Origin of the sequence: Pseudomonas sp. LTR0 (assembly GCF_036630035.1) — a bacterium.
Classification (GTDB): domain Bacteria; phylum Pseudomonadota; class Gammaproteobacteria; order Pseudomonadales; family Pseudomonadaceae; genus Aquipseudomonas; species Aquipseudomonas putida_Y.
The window spans coordinates 1,037,150-1,061,926 of sequence record NZ_CP123734.1; the positions used below are offsets into that span (position 1 = coordinate 1,037,150).

Genomic DNA, 24,777 nt, shown 5'->3' on the forward strand with positions numbered 1-24,777 from the left:
TGGCCGACGAAAGGTTAATGATAATGCTTATCATCCGTGCGGCAGGTCAAGTGTGGAATTATCAGGAAAAGGTAAAGATTGTGAGTCTGCGGGCGCTTGGCGGTGGATTTTCTGTGTATTTGAAATCGAGCGCCGCCCGCGCGGCGCATCGCGAGCAAGCTCGCTCCTACATTTGTTTCGGGCCAATTATGCCTGTGGGATTTGCGCGCGAACGCCCTGGCGTATGGCTCGATATCGCGTCGTACAAACAAGGCGGTCGCGCGCCAGTGGCACAGGATGGACTGGCCCGAAACAAATGTAGGAGCGAGCTTGCTCGCGATGCGCCGCGCGGGCGGCGCTCGATTTCATAGGCGCCGAAAATGCCTTGTCATGCTCAGCCAGCCCGGCACAACGCCAAACAGTTATCCAGCATCCGGTTGCTGAACCCCCATTCGTTGTCATACCAGGCCAGCACCTTGAGCATCCGCCCGTTGGCGCGGGTATGGTTGGCATCGTAGATCGACGACAGCGGGTTGTGGTTGAAATCGCAGGAAACCAATGGCAGGGCGTTGTAGCCCAATACCTTGGAATGCTTGCTGGCCTCGAGGAACAGCTGGTTGACCTGCTCCGCCGTAGCTTCGCGCTTGAGGTTGACAGTGAGGTCTACCAGCGACACGTTGATGACGGGCACCCGCACCGCCATGCCGGTCAGCTTGCCGGCCAGTTCCGGCAGCACCAGGCCCACGGCCTCGGCGGCACCGGTCTTGCTCGGGATCATCGACTGGGTCGCTGAACGCGCGCGGTACGGGTCGCTGTGGTACACGTCAGTCAGCACCTGGTCGTTGGTGTAGGCGTGGATGGTGGTCATCAGGCCTTGCTCGATGCCGAACTCCCGGTGCAGCACCTGAGCGATCGGCGCCAGGCAGTTGGTGGTGCAGGAGGCATTGGAAATGACCTGGTGCGAGGCGCGCAGGATGTCGTGGTTGACCCCGTATACCACGGTGGCATCGGCACCCTTGGCCGGTGCCGAGACAATCACCTTGCCCGCCCCGGCGGCCAGGTGCGCAGCAGCCTTGGCCCGGTCGGTGAACAGCCCGGTGCATTCGAACACCACGTCGATCGCCTCGGCCTTCCAGGGCAGTTCGGCCGGATTGCGGATGGCACTGACCGCGATACGGTCACCGTTGACCGTCAGGCTTTCGTGGTCGGCCTCGACGGTCGCGTCAAAGATGCCGTGGACACTGTCGTACTTGAGCAGGTGGGCATTCATGGCGCTGTCGCCCAGGTCGTTGATGGCGACGACCTGCAGGTCCTGGCGATAGCCTTGGGTATACAGTGCGCGCAGGACATTGCGTCCGATTCGGCCGAATCCATTGATGGCGATGCGAAGGGTCATGGCAGTACCTCTGGCAGTTCGAGTGAAACCTGTGGCACAAAGGAGCTTCACTGAAACGGTTTTGTTGTTGGAATTACAAGATTATTCACTGGCTGATAGAAAACAAGCCTTTTTAGTGGCAGTATTTTGTTTAAATATACAACGAGTGGTTGGGCGACGTGCCTCCACCGATGCAGCGGGCTCCTAACCATGAGCCTAGGCCGCAATCGTTTGGAGGGGAAATGCCCGGTAAACCGCCCTTACAATTAGCCTGGAGTCCAGTACATGCATCCGCGCATCCTTGAGGTCACCCAGCGGCTGGTCGAACGCAGCCGAGCCACCCGCGAACGCTACCTGCAGCTGATTCGTGGCGCGGCCAGTGACGGCCCCATGCGTGCCAGCCTGCAGTGCGCCAACTTCGCCCACGGCGTGGCCGGTTGCGGCAGCGAAGACAAGCAGACTCTGCGCCTGATGAACGCGGCCAACGTGGCCATCGTCTCGGCCTACAACGACATGTTGTCTGCCCACCAGCCGTACCTGCATTTCCCCGAGCAGATCAAGCAGGCCTTGCGCGAGGTCGGTTCGGTCGGCCAGTTTGCCGGTGGCGTGCCGGCCATGTGCGACGGTGTGACCCAGGGCGAGCCGGGCATGGAGTTGGCTATCGCCAGCCGTGAAGTGATCGCAATGTCCACGGCGGTAGCGCTGTCGCACAACATGTTCGACGCAGCACTGATGCTGGGCATCTGCGACAAGATCGTCCCCGGCCTGATGATGGGCGCGCTGCGCTTCGGCCACCTGCCGACCATCTTCGTCCCGGGCGGACCGATGGTTTCCGGCATCTCCAACAAGCAGAAGGCCGATGTGCGCCAGCGCTATGCCGAAGGCAAGGCCAGCCGCGAAGAGCTGCTGGAGTCCGAGATGAATTCCTACCATAGCCCCGGCACCTGCACCTTCTATGGCACCGCCAACACCAACCAATTGGTGATGGAGGTGATGGGGCTGCACCTGCCGGGCGCCTCGTTCGTCAACCCGTACACACCGCTGCGCGACGCACTCACCGCCGAGGCCGCGCAGCAGGTGACGCGCATGACCAAGGCCAGCGGCAGCTTCATGCCGCTGGGCGAAATCGTCGACGAGAAGGCGCTGGTCAACTCCATCGTCGCGCTGCACGCTACCGGCGGCTCGACCAACCACACCCTGCACATCCCGGCGATTGCCCAGGCTGCGGGTATCCAGCTGACCTGGCAGGACATGGCCGACCTCTCCGAAGTGGTGCCGACCCTGTCGCACGTGTACCCCAACGGCAAGGCCGACATCAACCACTTCCAGGCTGCCGGCGGCATGGCCTTCCTGATTCGTGAACTGCTCGACGCCGGCCTGCTGCACGAAGATGTCAACACCGTGGCCGGCCATGGCCTGCGCCGCTACACCCAGGAACCCTTCCTCGACGATGGCAAGCTGGTGTGGCGCGAAGGGCCGCAACAGAGCCTGGACGAAAGCATCCTGCGCCCGGTGTCGCGGCCATTCTCGGCCGAAGGCGGCCTGCGGGTGATGGAAGGCAACCTGGGTCGTGGCGTGATGAAAGTGTCTGCCGTCGCCCCTGAGCACCAGGTGGTCGAGGCCCCCGCACGGGTGTTCCAGGACCAGCAATCGCTGGCCGACGCGTTCAAGGCCGGCGAGCTGGAGCGTGACTTTGTCGCGGTGGTGCGCTTCCAGGGCCCGCGTTGCAATGGCATGCCGGAACTGCACAAGCTCACCCCGTTCCTCGGTGTGTTGCAGGACCGTGGCTACAAAGTTGCGCTGGTTACCGACGGACGTATGTCCGGTGCCTCGGGCAAGATCCCCGCGGCCATCCACGTTTGCCCGGAGGCTTACGACGGCGGCCCGCTGGCGCGGGTGCGCGATGGTGATATCGTGCGAGTCGACGGTGTCGAAGGCACGTTGCGGATCATGGTGTCGGCAGAAGAACTGGCCAGCCGTGAGCTGCCGCCAGCGCCCCAGGGCAACGACCTGGGGTGTGGGCGCGAGCTGTTCGGCTTCATGCGCATGGCGTTCAGCCCGGCAGAGCAGGGCGCCAGTGCCTTTACCTCGGCCCTGGAGCACCTCAAATGAAGCACCTGCTGGTTGGTGATATTGGCGGCACCAATGCCCGTTTTGCGTTGTGGCGTGACAACCAGCTGCATGAGGTAAAAATTTTCGCCACCGCGGACTACACCAACCCCGAGCAGGCCATCGAGGCCTATCTGGAAAGCCAGGGTATCGCCCGTGGCGGCCTGGCGGCGGTGTGCCTGGCGGTGGCCGGCCCGGTCGATGGCGATGAATTCCGCTTCACCAACAACCACTGGCGCCTGAGCCGCACGGCATTTTGCAAGACCTTGCAGGTCGAGCGACTGTTGCTGATCAATGATTTCACCGCGATGGCGCTGGGCATGACCCGTCTGCGCGAAGGCGAGTTCCGCGAGGTGTGCCCCGGCCAGGCCGACCCCTCGAGGCCGGCACTGGTGATCGGCCCAGGTACTGGCCTGGGTGTGGGCTCGTTGCTGCGTCTGGGCGAACAGCACTGGAAGGCCCTGCCGGGTGAAGGCGGGCATGTTGACCTGCCGGTAGGCAATGCTCGCGAAGCGGCAATCCACCAGCAGATCCACAGTCAGATCGGTCATGTCAGCGCCGAGGCCGTGCTCAGTGGTGGTGGCCTGGTGCGGCTGTACCAGGCGATCTGTGCGCTGGACGGCGACACGCCCAGGCACAAGACCCCGGCGCATATCACCGATGCCGCACTGGGCGGTGAGCCGCGAGCGCTGGCGGTGGTCGAGCAGTTCTGCCGTTTCCTTGGGCGAGTGGCGGGTAACAATGTGCTGACGCTGGGCGCACGAGGCGGGGTCTATATTGTTGGCGGTGTGATTCCGCGCTTTGCCGAGCTGTTCTTGCGTAGCGGGTTTGCCGCGAGTTTTGCCGACAAGGGGTGTATGAGTGGCTATTTTGCCGGGGTGCCGGTGTGGCTGGTGACGGCGGAGTTTTCCGGGTTGGAGGGGGCCGGTGTAGCGTTGCAGCAGGCGTTGGATCACTGATGGGGCCACTTGGCGGCCCCGATGGCAATACCCGACAGCAGGCAAAAAGACCTGCAATCAACAAGAGGAAGGACCACCTTGAGCACTGCCGGCAAATCGATCCTGATGGTCGACGACGACCAGGAAATCCGTGAATTGCTGCAAACCTACCTGAGCCGCTCCGGCTTCCAGGTGCATGCCGAGGCTGACGGCAGGGGCTTTCGCCGTGCGCTGGAAACCACGCCCTGCGACCTGGTCATTCTTGACGTCATGTTGCCCGACGAAGACGGCTTCAGCTTGTGCCGCTGGGTACGCCAGCACCCACGCCAGGCGCGCGTACCTATCATCATGCTCACCGCCAGCTCGGACGAGGCTGACCGGGTCATTGGCCTGGAACTGGGCGCTGATGACTATCTGGGCAAGCCGTTCAGCCCCCGCGAACTGCAAGCGCGAATCAAGGCTTTGTTGCGCCGCACCGAGTTCGGCCAGACGGCGCCGGGCAGCGCCGTGCTGGCCTTCGACGACTGGCGCCTGGACACGGTCAGCCACCGCCTGTTCCACCGTGATGGAGAGGAGGTGATCCTCTCCGGCGCCGACTTTGCCCTGCTCAAACTGTTCCTCGATCACCCGCAGCAAATCCTCGACCGCGACACCATCGGCAACGCCACCCGTGGCCGCGAACCGATGCCGCTGGACCGTATCGTCGACATGGCGGTCAGCCGTCTGCGCCAGCGCCTGCGCGATACCGACAAACCTCCCCGGCTGATCCGCACCGTGCGAGGCAGTGGCTACTTGTTGGCGGCGCATGTCTGCTGTGCGCCCTGAGCGGCGCTGGCGCCTGCTGCCGCGCTCCTTGCTGGGGCGCATGCTGCTGCTGACCTTGCTGGTTGTCCTGCTGGCCCAGGGGTTGTCCAGCATTATCTGGGTATCTCAGCTGCGCGCCAGCCAGCTTCAGGGGCTGCGTGCCAGCGCCAGCAGCCTGGCCCATTCCATGAGTGCCAGCGTCAGTTACTTCCGCTCGCTGCCGGTGGCCTACCGGCCGCTGGTGCTCGACCAATTGCGCAGCATGGGCGGCACGCGTTTTTTCGTGTCGCTTAACGCCACGCCGCTGGACATGCAGGCACTGCCCATCACCCCTCGCAAGCAGGCGGTGATCGATGTGTTCCAGCAGGTGCTGCACGAGCGCCTGGGTTCACAGATGGAAATTTCCGTAGCGTTCGTCGCCCCCGACGACCTGCGTATCTTCAACAGTGGCCTGAAGCTCGACGAGCTACCGCGCTCCTGGGCGCATTACTCGTTGACCCTGGAACCACTCAACCCGCCGGTGCTGGTAACGCAGATCCGTCTGGGTGAGGGGGAGTGGTTGTATATCGCCTCGTTGCTGCCTGAACCCTATACCAGCCTGGAGGCCGAACGCCTGCCTCGGCAGCAGATCGGTTTCATCGTGCTCACCACAACCTTGCTGCTGCTGTTCATCGGCCTGCTGGTGCACTGGCAAAGTTGGCCGCTCAAACGGCTGGCGCGGGCTGCGCGGGAAATGTCGTTGGGCGCCGATGTGGCGCCGTTGGCTGAAGCGGGCGGCAGTGAAGTGGTCGAGGTTAGTCGGGCGTTCAACAGCATGCGTGAGCGAATCAGCCGCTACCTGACTGAACGCAGCCAGTTGTTCAGCGCCATTTCCCACGACCTGCGCACGCCAATCACCCGCTTGCGCCTGCGTGTCGAACTGCTGGAGGACGAGCGCCTGCAGGCCAAGTTCAGCCAGGATCTGGACGAGCTGGAGTTGCTGGTCAAAGGCGCCTTGCAGTGCGTAAAGGACACCGACATCCACGAAAACATCGAGCCGGTCGACCTCAACCAGGTGCTGGAGATTCTGGCCGAGCCTTACCTGGGCGATGGTCGCATCACCGTCGAGGGCCAGGCGCTGGCGCCTTACCCGGGCAAGCCGCTGGCATTGCGTCGTTGCATCGGCAACCTGATCGACAACGCCATCAAGTACGGCGAACGGGCGCGGCTGCGCATCATCGACGGGGCAGAAGGCTTTGTGCTGCAGGTGGATGACCAGGGGCCCGGGGTGCCGCAGCAGCAGCTGGAACAGGTGTTCGAGCCGCATTTCCGTCTGGCCGGGCAGCAGCAGGGGTATGGGCTGGGGTTGGGCATTGCGCGCAACATCGCCCATAGCCATGGGGGCGAGGTGAGCTTGCTGAACCTGCGCGAGGGCGGGCTGCGGGTGACTCTGTATCTGCCACGGGGTATGGATTGATTTTTTGGGGTGCCTGTGTGGGCCTCTTCGCGGGCAAGCCCGCTCCCACAGGTACAGCGTAAACTTGGAAGGCTGTGTGGTCTTTGTGGGAGCGGGCGCGCCCGCGAAGAGGCCAATACAGGCAGGCGAAATGTCACTGACCGGTGACAATCCCGCCGTCCTTCGTGACATCCGCCATGACCCCGCTGGCTAGAATTCGCAAATGACTGGCAAGGATCAAGCTGGCCCATGACCTCCCTCAACCTGTCCGCTGACAGCTGGCTCAATGCCCCGGCCCACAACGCCTGGCGCTTGGCTGAAGCACAGCGCCTGCTGGCCTTTGCCAAGGCCGCGAAACTACCCGACGGTTTCGGCAATCTGGATGCCAACGGGCAACTCGCCCCTGGTGCCCGTGCCGAAACCATGAACACCGCCCGTATGACCCATTGCTTCGCCTTGGCCCATCTGCAGGGCATCCCTGGCAGCCTGGCCTATGCCGAGCACGGTGTGGCAGCACTGCGCGGAGCCATGCAGGATGCCGACCACGGCGGCTGGTTCGCTCACCCCGACGGCCACGTCGATAGCGGCAAGGCGGCCTACCTGCATGCCTTCGTCGCCCTGGCTGCCAGCTCGGCGGTTGTGGCGGGCGCTGTCGACGCTGGCACGCTGTTGGCAGACGCAATCCAGGTGATCGAAGCGCATTTCTGGAGCGAAGAAGAAGGTGCCCTGCGGGAAGCCTTCTCCCGCGCCTGGCAGCTCCCCGAGCCGTACCGGGGCGCCAACAGCAACATGCACGCGACCGAGGCCTTTCTGGCTTTGGCAGATGCCACCGGCAACGGCCTGTGGCTGCAACGCGCCCTGCGAATTACCGAACGCATCATCCATGGCCATGCTGCCGCCAACGGTTATCGGGTGATCGAACATTTCGATGCCCATTGGGCACCGCTGCCGGATTACAACCTCGAACACCCCGCCGACCCCTTTCGGCCTTATGGCACTACACCCGGGCATGCCCTGGAGTGGGCGCGGTTGCTGCTGCACCTGGAAGCCAGCCTTGAACGGGCCGGCCTGTGCGCCCCGCAATGGCTGCCGAACAGTGCCCGCGCATTGTTCGACACCGCCTGCCAGCAGGCCTGGAACGTCGATGGTGAACCGGGTTTCGTCTATACGCTGGACTGGGCTGATCGCCCGGTGGTGCATGCACGACTGCACTGGGTGCACGCCGAGGCCTGCGCCGCTGCGGCAGCCCTGTTGCAACGCACCGGCGAGGCGCATTACGAACAGTGGTACCGCTGCTGCTGGGGCTTTATCGCCAATCATTTCATCGACCCCATCGGCGGCAGCTGGCACCACGAACTCGATGCACACAACCAGCCGGCCGGCACCCTCTGGCCGGGCAAGCCCGACCTATATCACGCCTACCAGGCGCTGCTGTTGCCAGGCTTGCCCCTGGCACCCAGCCTGGCCAGCAACCTGGGCGGCAATGTAACCAAACGATGACATTCACGCATCGCTTCGTTACCTGACGAGGCGAGCGCGCTGTTTAGACTTCATGCAACGCAAGCGATCGACTTGCACGGCATAACAACAAGAAAGGTGCCTCGATGAATTCCACGCTCCGTTTCGCTGCCGCAATTTCCTTTGCCTCCTTGATCCCCCTGGGTGCCCAGGCTGCTGACGCCAAAGGCAGCGTCGAAGTGGTGCACTGGTGGACCTCCGGTGGTGAAAAAGCCGCGGTCGATGTGCTCAAGGCCCAGGTCGAAAAAGATGGCTTCATCTGGAAGGACGGCGCCGTTGCCGGCGGCGGCGGTGCCACGGCCATGACCGTGCTGAAGAGCCGCGCCGTCGCAGGCAACCCGCCCGGTGTCGCGCAGATCAAAGGCCCCGACATCCAGGACTGGGCGGCCACCGGCCTGCTGGACGCCGATGTGCTCAAGGATGTGGCCAAGGAAGAAAAGTGGGACTCCCTGCTGGACAAGAAAGTCGCCGACACCGTGAAGTACGACGGTGATTATGTTGCCGTGCCGGTGAATATCCACCGTATCAACTGGCTGTGGATCAACCCCGAAGTATTCAAGAAGGCCGGCATCGACAAGGCGCCCACCACCCTCGAGGAATTCTACGCCGCCGCTGACAAGCTCAAGGCTGCTGGCTTCATCCCGCTGGCCCATGGTGGCCAACCCTGGCAGGACAGCACCGTGTTCGAAAGCGTGGTGTTGTCGGTAATGGGCGTCGACGGCTACAAGAAGGCCTTGGTCGACCTCGACAACACCGCCCTGACCGGCCCGGACATGGTCAAGGCGCTGACCGAGCTGAAGAAGGTCGCCACCTACATGGACCCGGACGGCAAGGGCCAGGACTGGAACCTGGAAGCCGCCAAGGTCATCAACGGCAAGGCCGGCATGCAGATCATGGGCGACTGGGCCAAGAGCGAATGGACACTGGCAAAGAAAACCGCCGGCAAGGATTACCAGTGCGTGCCATTCCCCGGCACCGACAAGGCGTTCCTGTACAACATCGACTCGCTGGTGGTGTTCAAGCAGAACAACGCTGGCACCTCTGCTGGCCAGCAGGATATCGCCCGCAAGGTGCTGGGTGAGGACTTCCAGAAGGTCTTCAGCATCAACAAGGGCTCGATCCCGGTACGCAACGACATGCTTGCCGACATGGGCAAGTATGGTTTCGATGCCTGTGCTCAAACCTCCGCCAAGGACTTCCTGGCCGACTCCAAAACGGGCGGCCTGCAACCGAGCATGGCGCACAACATGGCCACCACGCTGGCCGTGCAGGGCGCGTTCTTCGATGTGGTGACCAACTACATCAACGACCCCAAGGCCGACCCGGCCGATGCGGCGAAGAAGCTGGCGGCGGCGATCAAGGCTGCCCGGTAACGGCTGTTCGCGGGCACGCCCGCTCCCAGATGGGCCCTGCTCACCACTGTTCCTGGTCATGACGCCGGACCTGTGGGAGCGGGCTTGCCCGCGAAGCGGTGCGCAGCACCGCCACTACCTCGGGATTCAATACATGAGCACTACCACCGCCCAACTGCGGGCCTCACCCCTGGACGCGCTTCAGCGCTGGCTGCCCAAGCTGGTGCTGGCACCCAGCATGTTCATCGTCCTGGTGGGCTTCTACGGCTACATCCTCTGGACCTTCGTGCTGTCCTTCACCACCTCGACCTTTCTGCCCACCTACAAGTGGGCGGGCCTTGCGCAATACGCCCGTCTGTTCGACAACGACCGCTGGTGGGTGGCGAGCAAGAACCTGCTTCTGTTCGGCGGCCTGTTCATTGCCATCAGCCTGGCCATCGGTGTGTTGCTGGCGGTGCTGCTGGACCAGCGCATCCGCCGTGAGGGCTTCATTCGCACCATTTACCTGTACCCCATGGCGTTGTCGATGATCGTCACCGGTACCGCGTGGAAATGGCTGCTCAACCCCGGCATGGGCCTGGACAAGCTGTTGCGTGACTGGGGCTGGGAGGGCTTTCGCCTGGACTGGCTGATCGACCCTGACCGGGTCGTGTACTGCCTGGTGATCGCCGCCGTGTGGCAGGCCTCGGGCTTTATCATGGCGATGTTCCTCGCCGGCCTGCGCGGCGTTGACCAATCGATCATCCGCGCCGCCCAGATCGACGGTGCCAGCTTGCCGCGCATCTACTGGACTGTAGTGCTGCCCAGCCTGCGCCCAGTGTTCTTCAGCGCGCTGATGATCCTCTCGCACATTGCCATCAAGAGCTTCGACCTGGTGGCGGCGATGACGGCCGGCGGCCCGGGTTACTCGTCCGACCTGCCTGCAATGTTCATGTATTCGTTCACCTTCAGCCGCGGCCAGATGGGCATAGGCTCGGCCAGCGCCATCCTCATGCTCGGGGCGATCCTGGCGATCCTCGTGCCTTACCTGTACTCGGAGCTGCGGAGCAAACGCCATGCATAGTCCTGTCGACAAGCCGGTGCTCAGCTTCAGCCGTATGGCCATCCATGCCGTGTTGCTGATAGCCGTGCTGCTGTATCTGGTACCGCTGGTGGTGATGCTGCTGACCAGCTTCAAGACCCCCGAAGACATCAGCACCGGCAACCTGCTGAGCTGGCCTGCGGTGATTACCGGCATAGGCTGGGCCAAGGCCTGGGCAGCGGTCAGCGGTTACTTCTGGAACTCGATCATGATTACCGTGCCAGCGGTGCTGATATCCACCGCTATTGGTGCACTGAACGGCTATGTGCTGTCGATGTGGCGCTTTCGGGGTTCGCAACTGTTCTTCGGCCTGCTGCTGTTCGGCTGCTTCCTGCCGTTCCAGACCGTGCTGCTGCCGGCCTCGTTCACCCTCGGCAAGCTTGGCCTGGCCAGCACCACCAGCGGCCTGGTGCTGGTGCATGTGGTCTACGGCCTGGCCTTCACCACGCTGTTCTTCCGCAACTTCTACGTGAGTATCCCCGACGCGCTGGTCAAAGCCGCACGGTTGGACGGTGCCGGGTTCTTCACCATCTTCCGCCGCATCATCCTGCCGATGTCCACGCCGATCATCATGGTCTGCCTGATCTGGCAGTTCACCCAGATCTGGAACGACTTCCTGTTCGGCGTGGTGTTCTCCAGCGGCGATTCGCAACCGATCACCGTAGCCCTGAACAATCTGGTCAATACCAGCACCGGGGCCAAGGAATACAACGTCGACATGGCGGCAGCGATGATCGCTGGCCTGCCAACCCTGCTGGTCTATGTGGTGGCAGGCAAATATTTCGTGCGCGGGCTGACGGCCGGCGCGGTCAAGGGGTAAGCCATGGCAACGCTCGAACTTCGCAATGTGAACAAAACCTACGGCAGCGGCCTGCCGGACACCCTCAAGGACGTTCAGCTGTCGATCAAGGATGGCGAGTTCCTGATCCTGGTGGGGCCGTCGGGCTGCGGCAAGTCGACCCTGATGAACTGTATCGCCGGCCTGGAGCAGATCACCGGCGGGGCGATCCTCATCGACGAGCAGGACGTCAGTGGCATGAGCCCCAAGGACCGGGATATCGCCATGGTGTTCCAGTCCTATGCGCTGTACCCCACCATGAGTGTGCGCGAGAACATCGAGTTCGGCCTGAAGATCCGCAAGCTGCCCCAGGCGGCCATCGACGAGGAAGTGGCGCGGGTGGCCAAGTTGCTGCAGATCGAACACTTGCTGGCGCGCAAGCCGGCGCAGCTGTCCGGCGGCCAACAGCAGCGCGTGGCCATGGGCCGGGCACTGGCGCGGCGACCCAAGATCTACCTGTTCGATGAACCCCTGTCCAACCTCGACGCCAAGCTGCGGGTCGAAATGCGCACCGAAATGAAGTTGATGCACCAGCGCCTGAAGACCACGACGGTGTACGTCACCCATGACCAGATCGAGGCCATGACCCTGGGCGACAAGGTGGCGGTGATGAAGGACGGCATCATCCAGCAGTTCGGCACCCCGCAGCAGATCTACAACGACCCGGCCAACCAGTTCGTGGCCAGCTTCATCGGTTCGCCGCCGATGAACTTCATTCCGGTGCGTCTGGCCAGGCACGATGGCCGCTTGCTGGCGCTGCTCGACAGCGGCCAGGCACGCTGCGAGCTGCCTTTGGGGCTGGCTGCTGACGAGCTGGAGGGGCGCGAGATCATCCTCGGCATCCGCCCTGAGCAGATCGCCCTGGGCGCTGCTGACGGCAATGGTTTGCCGGGTATCCGCGCCGAGGTGCAGGTCACAGAGCCCACCGGGCCGGACCTGCTGGTGTTCGTCACGCTCAACCAGACAAAAGTGTGCTGCCGCCTTGCACCGGATGTGGTGTGCCGGGTGGGTGACACCCTCAACCTGCAATTCGACCCGGCCCGGGTGCTGCTGTTCGACGCCGACAATGGCGAGCGCCTGCATCTGGCCAGCACTGGCGCAACTGCAAAGGACAACGTGGCTCACTTCAAAGGCCGTTGACTCGTCTACACCATCAATAAGAAAAAAGAGGACGCAAAGGGATGGAACAGCGCAAACGCATCAAGACACTGGGATCGTTGGCCTTGCTTGCACTTGTAGGCAGCAGCGGTACACAGGCTGCCGAGGCTTTTTCCAGCGAATCAAAATGGATGACCGGCGACTGGGGCGGCACCCGGACCGAGCTGCTGGACAAGGGCTATGACTTCACCCTCGATTATGTGGGCGAGGTGGCTGGCAACCTGCATGGCGGCTACAACGACGACAAGACCGCACGCTACAGCGACCAGTTCGCCCTCGGCGCGCATCTGGACTTGCAGAAGATACTGGGCTGGCATGATGCCGAGTTCAAGCTGGCAATCACCGAGCGAAGCGGTCGCAACCTGTCCAACGACCGCATCAGCGACCCGCGCGCCGGGCAGTTCAGCTCGGTGCAGGAAGTGTGGGGCCGTGGCCAGACCTGGCGCCTGACCCAGATGTGGATCAAGCAGAAGTACTTCGACGGCGCACTGGACGTGAAATTTGGCCGCTTTGGCGAGGGCGAGGACTTCAACAGCTTCCCTTGCGACTTCCAGAACCTGGCCTTCTGCGGCTCGCAGGTGGGCAACTGGGTGGGCGGCATCTGGTACAACTGGCCGGTCAGCCAGTGGGCGCTGCGGGTGAAGTACAACATCACCCCGGAGTTCTTCGTACAGGTCGGGGCCTTCGAGCAGAACCCTTCCAACCTGGAAACCGGCAACGGCTTCAAGCTCAGCGGCAGTGGTACCAAGGGTGCGATCTTGCCGGTGGAAGCGGTGTGGTCGCCCAAGGTCAATGGCCTGCCGGGCGAGTACCGCCTGGGTTACTACTACAGCACGGCCAAGGCTGACGATGTGTTCGACGACGTCAACGGCAACCCGCAGGCGCTGACAGGTGAAGCCTTCAAGTCGCACTCCAGCAAGCACGGATGGTGGGTGGTGGCGCAACAGCAGGTCACCGCCCACGGCGGCGACGTCAACCGTGGCCTCAGCCTGTTCGCCAACTTTACCGTGCACGACAAGGCCACCAACGTGGTCGACAACTACCAGCAGGTGGGGTTGGTCTACAAAGGCGCTTTCGACGCTCGGCCCAAAGATGACATCGGCTTCGGTGTTGCGCGTATTCATGTGAATGACGACGTGAAGAAGCGCGCCGAGTTGCTCAACGGCCAGAGCGGCATCAACGATTACGACAACCCTGGTTTCGTGCCGCTGCAGCGCACCGAGTACAACGCAGAGCTCTACTACGGCTTCCACGTTACCAACTGGCTGACCGTGCGGCCTAACCTGCAGTACATCAAGAGCCCTGGCGGGGTGGACGAGGTAGATAACGCGCTGGTCGCTGGCTTGAAGATTCAGTCGTCATTCTGAGGGCACTTGTTGTAAATTTACGCCAATCCATTATCGGTTCCTGGCACCCACTGGTCTGCAGTGGGTGTCGGGGATAGGCCGAGACAGCGCTATCTCGAACAACAAGAGCTCTGAACCATGCCCGAACATCCGCTCCATCGCTTCTTTTCCTCGCAGCGGCCACGGCCGACATTCGAATGGGAGCGTTACCAGCAGCGCGATGTCCTGATCATCGACCACCCCCGTTGCCAGGCGGTGTTCAGCCGCCAGGGCGCGCAGTTGCTGCACTTTCAACCGGCGGGTGAACGGCCGTGGCTGTGGTGCGCCGAACAGTGGCCGCAGGTGGGGGCGATCCGCGGTGGTGTACCGGTGTGCTGGCCCTGGTATGGCTGCCATCCCAGCGAAGACCTGTGGCCGGACCACGGCTGGGCGCGGCTGCTGGACTGGAAACTGGTGGACAGCCGTGAGGACGAGGAGGGTGTGACCCTGAAATGGCGGCTGGACCTGTGCGACTGGCAAGTCGACCTGCACGCCCGGCTAGGTAGCCGTATGGAGCTGAGCCTGAGCACCGAACATCAGGATAGCGAGCCCTGCCAGCTGAGCCATGCGCTGCTGGCGTACTGGCGCATCAGTGACGTGTCAGAGATAGCGCTGTCTGGGCTGGAAGACATTGAAGGCTACGACCGCCTCAACCGCCAGGCTTGCCGTGAAGATGGCGCGCTGAAGCTCAAGGGCGGCTGCCAGAAGGTCTACCCCGGTACGCCACGGGTGCAATTGCAGGACCCAGCCTGGCAGCGCGAGCTGTGCATCGACACCGGTGACAGCGACGACACCGTGGTCTGGCACCCTGGCAATCGCCCGCTGATGGGGGTGACTGGCCGCGAGTCGCAGCGTTTTGTCTGCGTCGAGGCGACCAGCGGCAGTGGCGAAGGCCTGAGCCTGGCGCCTGGGCAGCGTGCGCACCTGCGTTTGCAGGCGCACCGGCTCAATTGAGTTCGTCGTCCTCGATCGGGTAGCGGCTGGCGTTGAGGCTTTCCTTGATCTTGCGCAGGTGGGGCTGGAAGTCCACGCCGCGGCGCAGGGTCATGCCGGTGGCCAGCACATCGAGCACGGTCAGCTGGATGATCCGCGAGGTCATCGGCATGTAGATGTCGGTATCTTCCGGCAGCGGGATGTGCAGGCTCAGGCTGCAGGCATTGGCCAGTGGCGAGCCTGCGGCGGTCAGGCCCAGCACCGAAGCGCCGTTTTCACGTGCCAGGCGTGCCACTTCGACCAGTTCGCGGGTGCGTCCGGTGTAGGAAATGATCACGAACAGATCGCCGGTGTGGGCGACCGAGGCCAGCATGCGTTGCATCAGCACATCGGCGTGGGCCGACACGGCCAGGTTGAAGCGGAAGAACTTGTGCTGCGCATCCAGGGCCACTGGAGCCGAGGCTCCAAGGCCGAAGAAGTGGATCTGCCGGGCCTGGATCATCATGTCCACGGCGCGGCTGACCTGCTGCGGGTCCAGTTGCTGGCAGGCGCTGTCAAGCGAGGCGATGGCGCTGGCGAAGATTTTCTGGGTGTAGGCGGCCGGGTCATCGTCGGCCTCCACCGCGCGGCTGACATAGGCGGCACCACTGGCCAGGCTCTGCGCCAGTTGCAGCTTGAGTTCGGGGTAGCCGCTGACGCCGAACGAGCGGCAGAAGCGGTTGACGGTCGGTTCGCTGACCTTGGCCGCCTGGGCCAGCGCAGCGATGCTGAAACGGGTGGCTTGTTGCGGGTTGAGCAGGATGACTTCGGCGACTTTGCGTTCGGCCTTGTTCAGCTCGTCGAGGCGGCCCTGGATCTGTTCCAGGAGGTTTCGCACGCGGTCCATGGGTGTGTCCTTGGGTCGGGAAGACAGCCGGCTGTGGGAGCAGCAGGCTTTTTGCACGGTCGTCTATCGTACTGTCGGTGCGGTTGGCGTACCACTTGTCTGTAACACTTGTGTGTAATGTTGTGGTTTTTACTACATTTCCCCTTGAAAACCGTGTGTGAAAGCGGTATTCCTAGACCAACTTTAGGAAAGAACCAACATCATGGCTGCAATCAGTGTCGAACCTTGCACCTTTGCCCTGTTTGGCGCCCTCGGCGACCTGGCACTGCGCAAGCTGTTTCCTGCGCTCTACCAGCTCGACCGGGCCAACCTGTTGCACCCGGAGACCCGCCTGCTGGCCCTGGCTCGCGAGGCCGGCAGTGCGCAGGAGCACCTGGACAGTATCGAAGCCCACCTGCGCCGGCACGTGCCCGAGACAGACATCGAGCCTGCTGCGCTGGGGCGCTTCCTCGCCCGCCTGAATTACCAGCACCTGGACTTCTTTCAGCCCGAGGGTTACCAGGCCCTTGCCGAGCAACTGCCTGGCGAGCTGCCGCTGATCGCCTACTTCGCCACGGCGGCGGCGGTGTATGGGGCCATCTGCGAAAACCTCGACAAGGTCGGGCTGGCTGCGCGCACCCGGGTAGTGCTCGAGAAACCTATTGGCCACGACCTGGAATCGTCGCGCCGGGTCAACGATGCCGTGGCGCGGTTCTTCCCTGAAAGCCGGGTCTATCGCATCGACCACTACCTGGGCAAAGAGACGGTGCAGAACCTGATTGCCCTGCGTTTCGCCAATAGCCTGTTCGAAACCCAGTGGAACCAGAATTCCATCTCCCATGTGGAGATTACCGTGGCGGAAAAGGTCGGTATCGAGGGCCGTTGGGGCTATTTCGACAAGGCCGGCCAGCTGCGCGACATGATCCAGAACCACCTGCTGCAGTTGCTGTGCCTGATCGCCATGGATCCGCCCAGCGAACTGTCCGCCGATGCCATTCGTGACGAGAAGGTGAAAGTGCTCAAGGCCCTTGCACCGATCACTGGTGACGGTTTGAGCACCAGTGTGGTGCGCGGCCAGTACATTGCTGGCTACAGCGAAGGCAAGCCGGTGCCTGGTTACCTGGAAGAAGACAACGCCAACGCTCAGAGCGACACCGAAACCTTCGTCGCCCTGCGCGCCGACATCCGTAACTGGCGCTGGTCGGGCGTGCCGTTCTACCTGCGAACCGGCAAGCGCATGCCGCAAAAACTGTCGCAGATCGTCATTCACTTCAAGGAAACGCCGCACTACATCTTCGCCCCGGAACAGCGTTTGCAGATCGGTAACAAGCTGATCATCCGCCTGCAACCGGACGAAGGCATTTCTTTACGGGTGATGACCAAGGAGCAGGGCCTGGACAAAGGCATGCAACTGCGCAGTGGCCCATTGCAGCTGAATTTTTCCGATGCCTGGCGCAGTGCAAGAATTCCGGATGCCTACGAGCGGCTGTTGCTCGAAGTGATGCGCGGCAACCAGAACCTGTTCGTGCGCAAGGACGAAATCGAGTATGCCTGGAAGTGGTGCGACCAGTTGATCGCCGGCTGGCGTAATGCGGGCGACGCGCCCAAGCCGTACGCTGCGGGCTCCTGGGGGCCAATGAGCTCGATTGCACTGATCACACGCGATGGGAGGGCGTGGTATGGGGATATCTGAACTGAAACTGCCAGCGGCCGTGAAGGCTCATGAACTGGCGGATGCCAAGGCACTGTCCGTGTCCTTGGCTCATGATGTGGCTGAGCGCCTGCGCGCAGCGATTGCCGCCAAGGGGCAGGCCTGCTTGGTGTTGTCTGGCGGACGCAGCCCGGTGCCGTTCCTGGAGAAGCTGGCCAGCGAGAATCTGGACTGGGCCAAAGTCATCGTCAGCCTGGCTGATGAGCGCTGGGTGCCGGTAGAGCACGTCGACAGCAATGCCGGCCTGCTGGCCCGTCACCTGTTGAAGGGCGCAGCCGCCAAGGCCCGCTTCGTTGGCCTGTACCACCAGGCGGAGAACCTCGATGCAGCTGCGCTCAAAGCTGACCAGGCCTTGGCTGAGCTACCGCCGATCGACGTGCTGGTGCTGGGCATGGGCGACGATGGCCATACCGCCTCGCTGTTCCCCGCCAGTCCCAACCTGGAAGCAGGCCTGGACCCGGCCGGCCCACGCCGCTGCCTGCCGTTGCTGGCGCCGAGCGTGCCGCACCAGCGCCTGTCGATGACCCGTTCGCTGCTGGCCAGTGCTGCCTTCATCGCGCTGTCTGTGCAAGGCCAGAGCAAACTCGCTACCCTGCGCGCCGCGCTGGCGGGCAACGACCTTACTGAAATGCCGATTCGCGCTTTTCTTCACGACCCCCTGGACATCTACTGGTGCCCATGAGCCAAGGATCCACAGTCATGACCACCCTTGAACGCCCGCAGCCCAAGCTCTCGATGGTTGATAAAGCCGCGCGGATCGACGCCATTTGCAAAAAGGCGCGCATCCTGCCGGTAATCACCATTGCTCGTGAGGAAGACATCCTGCCGCTGGCTGACGCCCTGGCCGCCGGCGGCATCCGTACCCTGGAAGTGACCCTGCGCTCACAGCATGGCCTCAAGGCCATTCAGGTGCTGCGTGAGCAGCGCCCGGAGCTGTGTGTCGGCGCTGGTACCGTGCTCGACCGCAGCATGTTCGCAGCGGTTGAGGCTGCGGGCGCGCAGTTCGTCGTTACCCCAGGCATTACCCAGGACATTCTCGAGGCGGGGGTGGACAGTGAAATCCCGCTGTTGCCGGGCATCAGTACGCCGTCTGAAATCATGATGGGCTATGCCCTGGGCTACCGCCGGTTCAAGTTGTTCCCGGCGGAGATCAGCGGCGGCGTAGCAGCGATCAAGGCCTTTGGTGGCCCATTCGGCGATATTCGTTTTTGTCCCACTGGCGGTGTAAACCCGGCCAACGTGCGCAACTACATGGCCCTGCCAAACGTGATGTGCGTGGGGGGGACCTGGATGCTCGACAGCAGCTGGATCAAGAACGGTGACTGGGCGCGGATCGAAGCGTGCAGTGCCGAGGCTATGGCACTGCTGGACGCCAACTGAATCAGTTGTGTGCTTTACGGCTTATGGGGCGCTTGGTCGGCGCCCCTTTTTTTGCCTGGAGTATTTGCACTGGTTGTGCTGGCCTTTTCGCGGGTAAACCGATCTCCTACACACTGATCTGCGGTGGACATACACCGGGAGGTGGGCACAGGCCGTTGTAGGAGCGGGTTTACCCGCGAAAGGGCCGGGCCTGCTGGCCAATATCCCTGGCCGTTCACCGTTGCCGTGGCCTCCGTATTCGCGGGTAAACCCGCTCCTACACCTGATCGGTGGTGGACACACACATTGGTGATTGGGCGCAGGCCGTTGCAGGAGCGGGTTTACCCGCGAAATGGCCAGTCCAGGTCAACAAAAAAAGCCCGCATCAAACGATGCGGGCTTTCTCATCCCTCATTCCAGGCTTCAGGCCGCCTTGGCTTCCTGCTGGCTCAGCGAGCGGTTCAGCGCGCTGAACAGGGCCTTGAAGCTGGCCGTGGTGATGTTCTCATCGATACCCACGCCATGCACCGGACGGCCACCGGCTACACGCAATTCAATGTAGGCCGCGGCCTTGGCATTGGTGCCAGCGCCAATGGCGTGCTCGTTGTAGTCCATGATCTCTACGGCAACAGGCAGGCCAGCCACCAGTGCTTCCAGGGCGCCGTTGCCCTTGCCGCGCCAGTGCAGGGTGGTTTCGCCTTCACCGGCAACTTCCACTTCCACAGCGCTGTGGCCGTTTTCTTCCTGCAGGCGATGGCTGACCAGTGCGTATGGCGCGTTGGCCTGGAGGTATTCCTTGTGCAGCAGGCTGTAGATCTGCTGGGCGGTCATTTCCAGGCCCAGGCGGTCGGTCTCACCCTGCACCACCTGGCTGAATTCGATCTGCATGCGACGCGGCAGGCTGATGCCGTATTCCTGCTCGAGCAGGTAGGTGATACCGCCTTTGCCCGACTGGCTGTTGACGCGGATTACCGCTTCGTAGCTGCGGCCGATGTCGGCCGGGTCGATCGGCAGGTAAGGCACTTCCCACAGTTCCCCATCCTGCTGCTTGGCGAAGCCCTTGCGGATGGCGTCCTGGTGCGAGCCGGAGAACGCGGTATGGACCAGGTCGCCCACATACGGGTGACGTGGGTGTACCGGCAACTGGTTGCACTCTTCGACCACCTTGCGCACGCCGTCGATGTCGGAGAAGTCCAGCAACGGGTCGATGCCCTGGGTGTAGAGGTTCAGAGCCAAAGTCACCAGGTCGACGTTACCGGTACGCTCGCCGTTGCCGAACAGGCAGCCTTCGGCACGGTCGGCGCCGGCCATGAGGCCCAGTTCGGTGGCAGCGATGCCGGTGCCACGGTCGTTGTGGCAGTGCAGGCTGATGATCACGCTGTCGCGGCGGCTGATGTTGCGGCAGAACCACTCGATCTGGTCGGCGTAGATATTTGGCGTGGACACTTCCACGGTAGCCGGCAGGTTGAGGATGATCTTGTGTTCAGGGGTAGGGTTCCACACCTCGATGACCGCGTCACAGACTTCCTTGGCGAACTCCATTTCAGTGGCGCTGAAGGTTTCTGGCGAGTACTGGAAGGTCCACTGGGTTTCCGGCTGCTGGGCGGCGTACTTGACGAACAGCTTGGCCGCGTTCACCGCGATGTCCTTCACGCCTTGCTTGTCCTGATTGAAGACGATGCGGCGGAACGACGGGCTGGTGGCGTTGTACAGGTGGACGATGGCCTTCTTCGCACCACGCAGCGACTCGAAGGTGCGGGCAATCAGGTCCTCACGTGCCTGGGTGAGCACCTGGATGGTGGTGTCATCCGGGATGTGGCCGTCCTCGATCAGGGTGCGCACGAAGTCGAAATCGGTTTGCGAGGCAGACGGGAACGAGGCTTCGATCTCCTTCACGCCAACCTGCACCAAGGTCTTCCAGAAGCGCAGTTTCTTCTCCGAGTCCATCGGCTCGATCAGCGACTGGTTGCCATCACGCAGGTCGGAGCTGCACCAGATAGGTGCCTGGGTGATGGTTTTCGACGGCCAGGTACGGTCAGGCAGGTCGATGGTCGGGAAAGCGCGGTACTTCTTCGAAGGGTCTTTGAGCATGGTCATGGAAGCAATCCTTTTGTGTGCGGCCGAGATCGGGCCTGCCGAAGCGATAACGATATGAAGAGGCGAGGCGACGCGATTCAGCCTGGTAGTCGGGCGCTGACCAGGCAGAGGCTGCGATGTTGTCGGAGCAGGATGAGGGTGCTGAAGGTTTTCATGCCTTCAAACTTAACCAGTGGGGTAGGGGATGGCAAGCGTTCGGGAAAAATTGAGATAAATGCTTAAAAAAAGTAATCGGGCGAGATTTTATGGCTTGGATCTTCTGGGCGCTTATTGATTCTTGCGCAGTATTTTTCGATGGCGCAACGCAGTTGATCTGCTGTCGACTGTGCTGGCGTCTTCGCGGGCATGCCCGCTCCCACCAGTATCGCGCTGTGTCTGAAGGCTTCGCTGTACCTGTGGGAGCGGGCGTGCCCGCGAAGCAGACGCCGCAGTTTCAGGGCTGGAACGCGCCAATGAAAATCGCCGGGTCCACCCGCGCATCGTTCAGGCTGACGTTCCAGTGCATATGCGGCCCGGTCGCCCGCCCGGTCGAGCCCACGCGCCCGACCACCTCGCCACGACGCAGTTGCTGCCCGACCTGCACATCGATCTTCGACATGTGGCAGAACATGCTGATGAAGCCCTGCCCATGGTCGACGAACACCGTGCGGCCGTTGAAGAAATAATCCCCCAGCAGAATCACTTTGCCATTGGCGGGTGTCTTGATCGGCGTGCCCGCCGGTACCGCAAAGTCCAGCCCGGCATGCGGGTTGCGTTCTTCGCCATTGAAGAAGCGGCGCACGCCGAACTTGCTCGACAGCGGGCCGTTGACCGGCTTGTCGAGAATCAGGTTGCTTGGCAGGTTCGGGCTGAAACTGCGGTAGGCCTTGATCTGCTCGGCCAGCTCGCGGTCGATGCGCTTGAGGTCGGCCGGGTTAGGGTTGACCTGGCGGGTGTTCTTCAGGGTGATGCGCTGCTCAGGGTACTTCTTGCTACCTACGCTGAAAGGCAGGGTGCGCCCGCCCTGGTTCAGCACTGCGGTACCGGGCTTTTGGGTGAGCGGGATGCCGACGATGGCCAGCCAGTTGTCCTGCTCCTTCACCACCAGCACCGGCTTGCCGTCGAAACGGGCGCTGGGTGCGCTGGCGGCGGGGCCCAGGTCGACGACCGCCACGCCGCCGGGTACCGGTTTGTTCAGCGTGCGGGTGATATAGCTGGCCTGGGCGCCGCCGGCCAGCAGCAGGGAAAGGGCAAGCAGGGGCGCGAGCATGCGGGGCATGTGTCAGTCCAGTAGTGAGAGGGTGACCGGGGTCAGGTGGTTGTCTTCGACGCGCACCAGCAGCTCGCCTTCGTTCAGGCGGGCAGTCAGGCGTTGGCCGTTGCGGGTCTGTTCGGCGCTGCGAATGGCCTGGCCTTGTTCATCCAGCAAAATGCTGTATCCGCGGGCCAGGGTGGCCAGCGGACTGACCACTTGCAGTGTCTGCAGCTGGGCCTGGAACCGCTGGCGACGGTCCTTGAGCACCTCACGCATGGCCCGTGGCAGGCGCTCGGCCAGGCTGTCCAGGCGCTGGTTCAGCAGTTTCAGGTTACGCCCCGGATGCTGCGCGGCCAGGCGGGCGTCCAGGCGTGCCAGGCGTTCGCGGCGCTGGTTGAGGTTGAGCATGAACGCGCGACGCAGGCGCATGTCCAGGTCGTCCAGGCGTTGAGCCTGCTGGCGCAAACGCTCGCCTGGATGACGCAGGCGGCGGGTGAGTGACTCCAGGCGCAGGCGGTCGTGGGTCAGGCGGTTCTGCATGCGCAGCAGCAGGCGCCGTTGCAGGCCATCCAGGCGTTGCCGAAGGCCGCTGTTGTCAGGGGCCAGCAGCTCGGCGGCAGCCGACGGGGTGGGCGCGCGCACGTCAGCCACGAAATCGCTGATCGACACGTCGGTTTCATGGCCCACGGCGCTGACAATTGGCGTGACGCAGGCGGCCACGGCACGCGCCACGGCTTCCTCGTTGAAACACCACAGGTCTTCCAGCGAACCACCACCACGCGCCAGAATCAGCGCATCGAAGCCGAGGCTGTCGGCCAGGCGGATGGCGCGTACGATCTGCGCGATGGCTTCGCGGCCCTGTACCGCCGTAGGGATCAGGTTCAGCTCCACCTGCGGGGCACGGCGGCCGAACACACTGATGATGTCGCGGATCACCGCGCCAGTGGGCGAGGTGATGATGCCGATGCGCTGCGGGTGAGCCGGCAGTGGCTTCTTTCGTTCGGTGCTGAACAGTCCCTCGGCACCGAGCTTTTCCTTCAGGGCCTCGAAAGCCAGGCGCAGCGCGCCATCACCGGCGGGCTCGACGGTGTCGAGAATCAGCTGGTAGTCGCCACGTCCCTCGAACAGCGAAACCTTGCCGCGCACCCGCACCGCCAGGCCGTCTCGCAGTGCCTGGCGTACCCGCGTGGCGTTCTGCCGGAACAACGCGCAACGCACCTGGGCGCCGCTGTCCTTGAGGGTGAAGTACATGTGGCCGGACGCCGGGCGGGCGAGGTTGGAGATTTCGCCTTCCACCCACACACTGCGGAAAACGTCTTCCAGCAGCACGCGGGCGCGGCCGTTGAGTTGGCTGACGGTAAGGACCTCGCGGTCCAGGCCGAGTCGTTCAAAGGGGTCTCTGATCATGGTGGGCATGATACTGGGCTGGGTGAGTGCATGTCTTGGGGTTTGTGGTGCCTGTGAGATCGAGCGCCGCCCGCGCGGCGCATCGCGAGCTGCGCTCGCTCCTACGTTTGTTTTTGGCCAATTATTCCTGTGCCATTTGCGCGCGAACGCCTTGGCGCATGGCGCAATATCACGTCTTACAAACAAGGCGGTCGCGCGCGCCTGTCACAGGCGTTACTGGCCCGAAACAAACGTAGGAGCGAGCGCAGCTCGCGATGCGCCGCGCGGGCGGCGCTCGATCTCACAGGCACCAAAAACCCCAAGACATGCACCTGTTTGCCCCGGCGCAATCCTGCGACGAATACAAGGACTACCCAGGAACTCGGCACGATGCTCGCTCAGCTCTCCTCATGGCCATCGCTGGGGCCTACATTGTCTTCGGCATCGCCTACCTGCTGCCTGTCATGTTCATTGGCCTGTGGGTAGGGCGTCGGTTGACCCACCGGTTATCCCGCGAAGCGTTCGTACGCCTGGTCACCTGGCTGGTGCTGGCCAGCGGCCTGGCGTTGATTGGTCGCTACCTGAGCGCCTGAGCGGTAGAATTGCGTCATTACCGGCGTTTCTCAGGCTTGTCCCGTTCATGAACACCCAGAGCATCATCGTTCCAAAGCTGTCTACCGTCCCGGTACATGAAGCCCGCGCCCGCGCCATCCTGCGCTGGCTGGTGCGCGAAAAAGTCGTCGAGGAGCAACTGACCACCTGTGGCCGCACCGGCAACCGCATGGGCCATGCCCTGGCGGCAGGGGCGCGCAAAGTGGCCCTGCACCCGGAAAAACTGCCCTTCGGCGAGCCGGTCAACGGCCTGGAAGTGATGCTCAAGCGCTGCATCTACACCCCCACCGAAGGCTTCCTCGAAGAAGCCGGTTGCCCGGAGTGCCGGCGCGAGGTAGGCGAGCCGTTGTTCGAAAGCCTGGAAGAGTGGATGCCGGCAGTGAGCGACAACTTTACCTGCCCACTGTGCGGCTTCGAAGATGACATCAATGGCTTCATTTACCTGCAGCCATGTGCCTTTTCCAACCTGGGGTTCATCTTCAACAACTGGGGCGAGGCCGGGTTCACCCAGGCCTTTCTCGACAGCTTCGCCGACTGGCTCGACCAGCCGGTGGCCGTGGTGCAGGTAAAACTGCCACAAGCCTGACCGAAGGCCCTTATTTTGCATT

The 24,777-nt window shown here is 62.8% G+C and carries 21 protein-coding genes and 1 pseudogene; 17 read left to right on the forward strand and 5 right to left on the reverse strand.

The genetic code is table 11. The annotated features are described in order from the left end of the window. Positions 1 to 23 precede the first annotated feature (23 nt). Entirely contained in the window at positions 24 to 350 is a 327-nt protein-coding gene (locus tag QCL51_RS04840; protein WP_338444616.1) for a hypothetical protein, read from the forward strand. Between the two features lie 23 nt (positions 351 to 373). On the opposite strand, the gene gap is transcribed toward QCL51_RS04840, so the two are convergent. Continuing rightward, a complete protein-coding gene (gene gap, locus QCL51_RS04845) occupies positions 374 to 1,375 on the reverse strand; it encodes a type I glyceraldehyde-3-phosphate dehydrogenase (protein ID WP_103443544.1) in 1,002 nt (333 codons plus the stop codon). Between the two features lie 264 nt (positions 1,376 to 1,639). Between gap and edd the strand changes: the two genes are divergently transcribed. The 11 genes from edd (at position 1,640) to QCL51_RS04900 (ending at position 14,926) form a co-directional block, all read left to right on the forward strand. Then, on the forward strand, positions 1,640 to 3,466 hold the full coding sequence (edd, locus tag QCL51_RS04850; protein ID WP_103443545.1) for a phosphogluconate dehydratase: 1,827 nt from the start codon (positions 1,640 to 1,642) through the stop codon (positions 3,464 to 3,466). Further along, positions 3,463 to 4,422, forward strand: coding sequence for a glucokinase (locus QCL51_RS04855; protein WP_021781902.1), 960 nt, complete (start codon positions 3,463 to 3,465; stop codon positions 4,420 to 4,422). Before edd ends, QCL51_RS04855 begins: the two co-directional genes overlap by 4 nt. Before the next feature lie 78 nt (positions 4,423 to 4,500). Further along, entirely contained in the window at positions 4,501 to 5,226 is a 726-nt protein-coding gene (gene gltR, locus QCL51_RS04860) for a two-component system response regulator GltR (protein WP_101196496.1), read from the forward strand. Continuing rightward, positions 5,207 to 6,661, forward strand: coding sequence for an ATP-binding protein (locus QCL51_RS04865; protein WP_021781904.1), 1,455 nt, complete (start codon positions 5,207 to 5,209; stop codon positions 6,659 to 6,661). The genes gltR and QCL51_RS04865 overlap by 20 nt, the downstream gene beginning before the upstream one ends. Positions 6,662 to 6,889: 228 nt before the next feature. Next, a complete protein-coding gene (locus QCL51_RS04870; RefSeq protein ID WP_101196499.1) occupies positions 6,890 to 8,140 on the forward strand; it encodes an AGE family epimerase/isomerase in 1,251 nt (416 codons plus the stop codon). 104 nt (positions 8,141 to 8,244) lie between these two features. After that, positions 8,245 to 9,531: an ABC transporter substrate-binding protein gene (locus QCL51_RS04875; protein WP_135192308.1), complete on the forward strand. Its 1,287-nt coding sequence runs from the start codon at positions 8,245 to 8,247 to the stop codon at positions 9,529 to 9,531. A gap of 133 nt (positions 9,532 to 9,664) precedes the next feature. Then, entirely contained in the window at positions 9,665 to 10,573 is a 909-nt protein-coding gene (locus QCL51_RS04880; RefSeq protein WP_021781907.1) for a sugar ABC transporter permease, read from the forward strand. Continuing rightward, positions 10,566 to 11,411: a carbohydrate ABC transporter permease gene (locus tag QCL51_RS04885; protein WP_103463204.1), complete on the forward strand. Its 846-nt coding sequence runs from the start codon at positions 10,566 to 10,568 to the stop codon at positions 11,409 to 11,411. Before QCL51_RS04880 ends, QCL51_RS04885 begins: the two co-directional genes overlap by 8 nt. Before the next feature lie 3 nt (positions 11,412 to 11,414). Then, a complete protein-coding gene (gene ugpC, locus QCL51_RS04890; protein ID WP_338444617.1) occupies positions 11,415 to 12,569 on the forward strand; it encodes a sn-glycerol-3-phosphate ABC transporter ATP-binding protein UgpC in 1,155 nt (384 codons plus the stop codon). Between the two features lie 41 nt (positions 12,570 to 12,610). Beyond that, positions 12,611 to 13,954, forward strand: coding sequence for a carbohydrate porin (locus QCL51_RS04895; protein WP_021781910.1), 1,344 nt, complete (start codon positions 12,611 to 12,613; stop codon positions 13,952 to 13,954). A 117-nt stretch (positions 13,955 to 14,071) separates the two neighbouring features. Then, positions 14,072 to 14,926, forward strand: a complete 855-nt coding sequence (locus QCL51_RS04900) for a D-hexose-6-phosphate mutarotase (RefSeq protein WP_103463202.1) — start codon at positions 14,072 to 14,074, stop codon at positions 14,924 to 14,926. Here the strand turns inward: QCL51_RS04900 and hexR are convergent. After that, positions 14,919 to 15,782: a DNA-binding transcriptional regulator HexR gene (gene hexR / locus QCL51_RS04905; protein ID WP_169774905.1), complete on the reverse strand. Its 864-nt coding sequence runs from the start codon at positions 15,780 to 15,782 to the stop codon at positions 14,919 to 14,921. The two genes, QCL51_RS04900 and hexR, sit on opposite strands and share 8 nt — an antisense overlap. A gap of 211 nt (positions 15,783 to 15,993) precedes the next feature. Here hexR and zwf point away from each other — a divergent pair, with 211 nt between their 5' ends. Genes zwf through QCL51_RS04920 form a run of 3 tightly spaced genes read left to right on the forward strand, consistent with a single transcriptional unit; the run spans position 15,994 to position 18,861 of the window. Continuing rightward, the gene (zwf, locus tag QCL51_RS04910) at positions 15,994 to 17,463 is read left to right on the forward strand and encodes a glucose-6-phosphate dehydrogenase (RefSeq protein WP_338444618.1); all 1,470 of its coding nucleotides are present in this window, start codon (positions 15,994 to 15,996) and stop codon (positions 17,461 to 17,463) included. After that, positions 17,450 to 18,163, forward strand: a complete 714-nt coding sequence (gene pgl, locus QCL51_RS04915; RefSeq protein WP_021781913.1) for a 6-phosphogluconolactonase — start codon at positions 17,450 to 17,452, stop codon at positions 18,161 to 18,163. Before zwf ends, pgl begins: the two co-directional genes overlap by 14 nt. 17 nt (positions 18,164 to 18,180) lie before the next feature. After that, entirely contained in the window at positions 18,181 to 18,861 is a 681-nt protein-coding gene (locus QCL51_RS04920) for a bifunctional 4-hydroxy-2-oxoglutarate aldolase/2-dehydro-3-deoxy-phosphogluconate aldolase (protein ID WP_101196501.1), read from the forward strand. Positions 18,862 to 19,263: 402 nt separating this feature from the next. Here QCL51_RS04920 and leuA read toward each other — a convergent pair whose 3' ends face one another. The 3 genes from leuA to xseA all read right to left on the reverse strand — a co-directional run bounded on the left by leuA (position 19,264) and on the right by xseA (position 23,578). After that, positions 19,264 to 20,937, reverse strand: coding sequence for a 2-isopropylmalate synthase (leuA, locus tag QCL51_RS04925; RefSeq protein WP_021781914.1), 1,674 nt, complete (start codon positions 20,935 to 20,937; stop codon positions 19,264 to 19,266). Between the two features lie 433 nt (positions 20,938 to 21,370). Beyond that, positions 21,371 to 22,195 carry a M23 family metallopeptidase gene (locus QCL51_RS04930; protein WP_021781915.1) on the reverse strand — a complete coding sequence of 275 codons (825 nt, stop codon included), beginning with the start codon at positions 22,193 to 22,195 and terminating at the stop codon, positions 21,371 to 21,373. Positions 22,196 to 22,198: 3 nt separating this feature from the next. Beyond that, the gene (gene xseA, locus QCL51_RS04935) at positions 22,199 to 23,578 is read right to left on the reverse strand and encodes an exodeoxyribonuclease VII large subunit (protein ID WP_028698084.1); all 1,380 of its coding nucleotides are present in this window, start codon (positions 23,576 to 23,578) and stop codon (positions 22,199 to 22,201) included. A 425-nt stretch (positions 23,579 to 24,003) separates the two neighbouring features. Between xseA and QCL51_RS04940 the strand changes: the two are divergent. Together QCL51_RS04940 and QCL51_RS04945 are read left to right on the forward strand one after the other, a co-directional pair. Continuing rightward, positions 24,004 to 24,150: pseudogene (locus QCL51_RS04940) on the forward strand (sulfite exporter TauE/SafE family protein); the annotation flags it as partial. 47 nt (positions 24,151 to 24,197) lie between these two features. After that, positions 24,198 to 24,755 (forward strand): hypothetical protein, encoded by a 558-nt coding sequence (locus QCL51_RS04945; protein ID WP_003255027.1) that lies wholly within the window; start codon positions 24,198 to 24,200, stop codon positions 24,753 to 24,755. The last annotated feature ends 22 nt before the right edge of the window (positions 24,756 to 24,777 follow it).